This is a genomic window from Mesorhizobium sp. M7A.F.Ca.ET.027.03.2.1, assembly GCF_003999175.1.
In the GTDB taxonomy this organism is placed as follows: Bacteria; Pseudomonadota; Alphaproteobacteria; order Rhizobiales; family Rhizobiaceae; genus Mesorhizobium.
Map to the genome: position 1 here is coordinate 1 of NZ_RZOM01000446.1, position 4,720 is coordinate 4,720.

At 65.2% G+C, this 4,720-nt stretch carries 1 protein-coding gene; it reads left to right on the plus strand.

The window, feature by feature from the left end:
- Window positions 1-4,396, plus strand: a 4,396-nt coding sequence (locus EN750_RS19325; protein ID WP_127397355.1) for a kinesin, incomplete at its 5' end; no start/stop codon positions are given.
- Window positions 4,397-4,720: the final 324 nt, after the last annotated feature.

A 4,720-nucleotide genomic window follows, 5' to 3' on the forward strand; every position in this document is an offset into this window, starting at 1 on the left:
CAACAGGCTCTCCACTGCCCTAAATGAAGACTCCGGGAAACTGGTGCAAGCTCGTACGATTATTGACGAAATGGTGGCCGGGCATGTTGGAAAACTTGCCGAGGGTCGCAACATTCTGTCACGCGCCCTGGAGGCCGACCTCGGCAAACTGTCCGACAGCCGCGCCAGCATCGACGGTCTGGTCGCCGGTCAGGTCGAGAAGATCGCCGAGGGCCGCGCCGTGCTCGCCAAGGCGTTGGAAAACGACATCGTCGGCATCAAGAGCCTGATCGAAACCCATTCCGCCAAACTGGCGGAGGACCGCACGCAGCTTTCCCATTCGCTCGACAGCGATCTGTCCGGAATACGCGGCCTGATCGAAAGCCACTCGGGACGGCTGGCCGAGGACCGCGGCCTGCTGTCCCAGACGCTTGAGGCCGACCTTGCCAAGCTGGCTGAAAGCCGTTCGAGCATCGACGGTCTGGTCGCCGGTCAGGTCGAGAAGCTGGCGGAAGGCCGCGACATTCTCAAGCGCGCGCTGGAATCCGATCTGAACACGATCAAGGGCGTCATATCGAGCCAGTCGGAAAAGCTGGCCGAGGATCGCGGTCAGCTTTCCCGGGTCCTGGAAGCCGATCTGCAGAATGTGAACAGCGTCATCGCCGATCACATGAACAAGCTCGTCCAAGACCGCTCCGCCCTGTCGAGGGCCCTTGAGGATGACCTCGCCAAGCTGGCCGACAGCCGTTCCAGCATCGACGGGCTGGTTGCCGGTCAGGTCGAGAAGCTGTCCGAGGGCCGAGATATCCTGCGGCGTGCTCTGGAATCCGACCTCAATGCGATCAAGGGCACCATTGCCGACCAGTCGCAGAAACTGGTCGATGACCGGGCACAGTTCGCCCGGGCGCTCGAGGCTGATCTCGAAAGCGTCAACGGCCTGGTCAACAGCCATTCCGAAAGGCTCGTGCAGGACCGTTCGACGCTGTCGAAAGCGCTTGAAGCCGACCTCGAAAACGTCGGCGGCCTCGTCAACAGCCACGCGGAAAGGCTCGTCCAGGAGCGCTCGACCCTGTCGAAAGCGCTTGAGGACGATCTCGGCAAGCTGGCCGAGAGCCGCTCCAGCATCGATGGCCTGGTCGCCGGCCAGGTTGAGAAGCTCGCCGAGGGCCGCGATGTTCTCAAGCGCGCGCTGGAAGCCGACCTCGCCAAGCTGGCCGAAAGCCGCTCCAGCATCGACGGCCTGGTCGCCGGCCAGGTGGAGAAACTGGCCGAGGGTCGCGACATTCTCAAACGCGCCCTCGAAACTGACCTGCAGAAGCTCACCGAAAGCCGCGGCGATATCGACAACATCATCGCCGGGCATGTCGGCAAGCTCGCCGAAGGCCGCAATATGCTGACCCTCGCGCTGGAAGACGATCTCGGCAAGCTGGCCGAGACCCGCAAGGATGTCGACCGCTCGCTGTCGGGCCACATCGACCAGATCGCCGCCAGAAGCTCGGACATCTCTGCCGCTATCGCAGGCGATGTCGAGAAGATCGAGCAGGCATTCAGCCGCCAGACCGGCATCATCGAGGAGCGTGCCGGCACCATGGAGCGTGCGCTCTCGACAGGCGTAGACAACGTCCGCGCCGTGCTCGAGAAGAGCGCCGTGTTTGTCGCCGGCGCCCTGCGCGAAAAGGTGCTGGAAGTCACCAGCACCCTGCACGAGCAGGCCGGTGCCGCTTTCAGCGACGCCGACCGCAAGATCGCCGAGCGCGCCGAGCAGACGTCCGCCGCCCTGCTGGCGCGGGCCGAAGACATCGCCCGCACCTTCGAGGATGCAGACCGTCGCCTCCACGCTCGCGCCGAAGACACGTCCAACGCCTTGCTTGCTCGTGCCGACGATACGTCCAGCTCGCTGCTGGCCCGCGCGCATGAAACCGCCGATCAGCTGGCCGCTCGCGCAAGCCAGATCGCCGGCACCTTCGACGCGGCAGATCAGAAGCTGGCCGCCCGTGCCCAGGAAGCCGCCGATCAGCTGACTGCCCGGGCCCAGGACACCGCGGATCATCTGGCCGCCCGTGCAAGCGAGATTGCCGGCACGTTCGATGCGGCCGACCAGAAGCTGGTTGCCCGCGCTATCGAGACCGCCCAGTCGCTGGCCGCGCGTGCCGGCGACATCCTGCGCAACTTCGAAGGCGCCGACCAGCGGCTCGGCATGCGCATCGGCGAATCGGCCGAAGCGCTTGCCGCGCGTGCATCGGACCTTGGCCGCATCTTCGATGCCGCCGACCAGCAACTCGTCTCGCGCATCGCCGAAGGTTCGGAAGCGCTGTCGAGCCGTGCCTCGGAAATCGGCCGTATCTTCGACGAGGCGGATCAGCGTCTGGTGTCGCGCATCGCCAGCAGCACCTCCACGATCGGCGAGCATGCCGAGACGATCGTCGGTGCCTTTGCGGATACCGAGCAACGGGTTGCCGAACGCGCAAGGCGGACCGGCCAGGAAATGGCCGTGCATGCCCGCGAAATCGAGCAGGCGCTTGCCGGTGCGGACGAGCGTTTCGCGTCGAGTGCCGCGGCCGCGGCAGCCCGTGTCGAAGAGCAGGTCTCAGGCGTCGAGAACCGCCTCGCCTTCACAGCCGAGACGATGGGCCAGAAGCTCAACGAACAGGTGTCGAATGCCGAGGCGCAACTCGTCTCGCGCGCCAATGTGATCGCCGAGACCTTCACCGCGGTTGGCCAGCATATCGGCCAAAGCACCAACGATGCCGCCAAGACGATCGGCGCCAACACCCGCGAACTCAACACCATGCTCGCCGCACGTTCGGCCGAAATGTCGAAGATCCTCGACGAAACCGCACGGCCCCTGGTCGAGCGCTTCGCCCAGGGCGGCTCGGACCTGCAAAAGAGCATGGAAGAGGTCACCGAACGCGCCACCGAGAAGCTGCGCAGCGAGAATGCTGCGCTTGTCGACGCGCTCGCCAGCCGCACCGCCGAAACCTTGTCGGCGGTCGAAGGCGCCCGCTCGTCGCTGTCCGACAGCGTCGCTGATCTCATCGGCCGCATGACCAAGTCCAGCTCGCAGCTCGGTCAGTTGATCGACCAGGCCGCGGTCAATCTCGGCCAGGTCGATGAACGCCTGAGCGGCAGCACGCAAAGCTTCGCCGCCACCACCGAGAAGGCCGCGCAGACCTTTGCCAGCTCTGCACGTCTGGTCGATTCGAACACGACAAGGCTGACGGAACTGTCGTCGTCCACCTTGCGCGAGGTCGCGTCGATTGCCACCAAGTTCGACGAGCACAGCCGCCTGCTCTCCAGTGCTTCGGACCTGTTGAGCTCGGCCCAGAGCAATCTCGAACACACGCTCGAACGGCAGTCGTCGCTCGAAGACCTCGCCGTCGGCCTGGTCAAGAAGTCGGAGGATCTCGAAAGGGTCATGCGCTCGTTCGAAAATCTCGTCGGCCAGACACTGCAGAACGCCGAAGGCAAGACGATGGAGTCGGCCGACAAGATCCGCAACGCCATCACCGACGTCGTTGACTCGGCAACCAAGCGCTTTGCCGATGCGACCGAGGAGATGCGGCGCACCGCGGGCTCGATCAAGAGCGAACTCGACCTGACCCGGGCCGAGCTCAAGAAGGGCGTCATCGAAATGCCGGAAGAGGCAAAGGAATCGACCTCGGCCATCCGCCGCGCCGTTTCCGAGCAGATCAACGCCCTGAAGGAGCTTTCGGACATCGTGGCCAAGTCCGGCCGCGGCGGTGACGGGTCCGAACCACGCAACCTGCGTCCGGCGCCGCAACCGCCGGCCGCACGCGCTGCCGAGCCGCCGCGCCGCGCACCGGCACCGCAGCCGGACCTGCGCACGCCTCAGGCGCCCTTGGGCGGCCCTGCATTGCGCGGCACGCTCGACCTTGAGCGTCCTGCCGAGGCGGCACCGCGTCCGCGCGGCGATGCCAGCGCCCGCACGCCCCAGGGCGGATGGGTGCGGGATCTGCTGACCGCGGCATCGAACGATGAGGACCTCAGGTCGGCAGCCCCTACGGCCCCCGCGGAAGCGCAGCGCGCTACCCCTGCCCAGCGCTCGCCCCTGCATGTCGTGGAATCGCTGAACTCGCTCTCAGTCGATATCGCGCGTGCCATCGACCACGAGGCTTCGATCGAGCTGTGGAACCGCTACCGGCGTGGCGAGCGTGACGTGTTCACGCGGCGGCTCTACACACTGAAGGGACAGCAGACGTTCGACGAGATCCGTCGCAAGTATCAGGCGGAAGCCGAGTTCCGCGCTGCTGTCGACCGCTACTGCGACGATTTCGAGAAGCTGCTCAAGGATGTCTCGCGCAACGACCGTGACAACATCATGGCGCAGACCTACCTGACGTCGGACACCGGCAAGGTCTACACCATGCTGGCCCATGCGAGCGGCCGCCTGCACTGAGCGGGCGACGAGGATAACAATCGGTCGGCGCCGCCCCTCATCCGCCTGCCGGCACCTTCTCCCCGTATAGTGACGGGGAGAAGGAGATGGCCGCACTCCCGGCGCCCATTCAGCAACGTTGGCGATTGGCGAAATCTTCGGCGACAGTGTCCAGCCGATAGATGGGTAACAGTTTGAACCGGATAGATAGGTAACAGTTTCCCCCTTATGATGGGTTCGCGGCAGCGCCAAGCGGTTGGGTTGGCGCGGCGCTGCGGCGAACCAGTTTCCTGTGCTTGTGGTCGATGAAGCCGAGCGGATGGGCATGGAAGCGCACCGCCCATT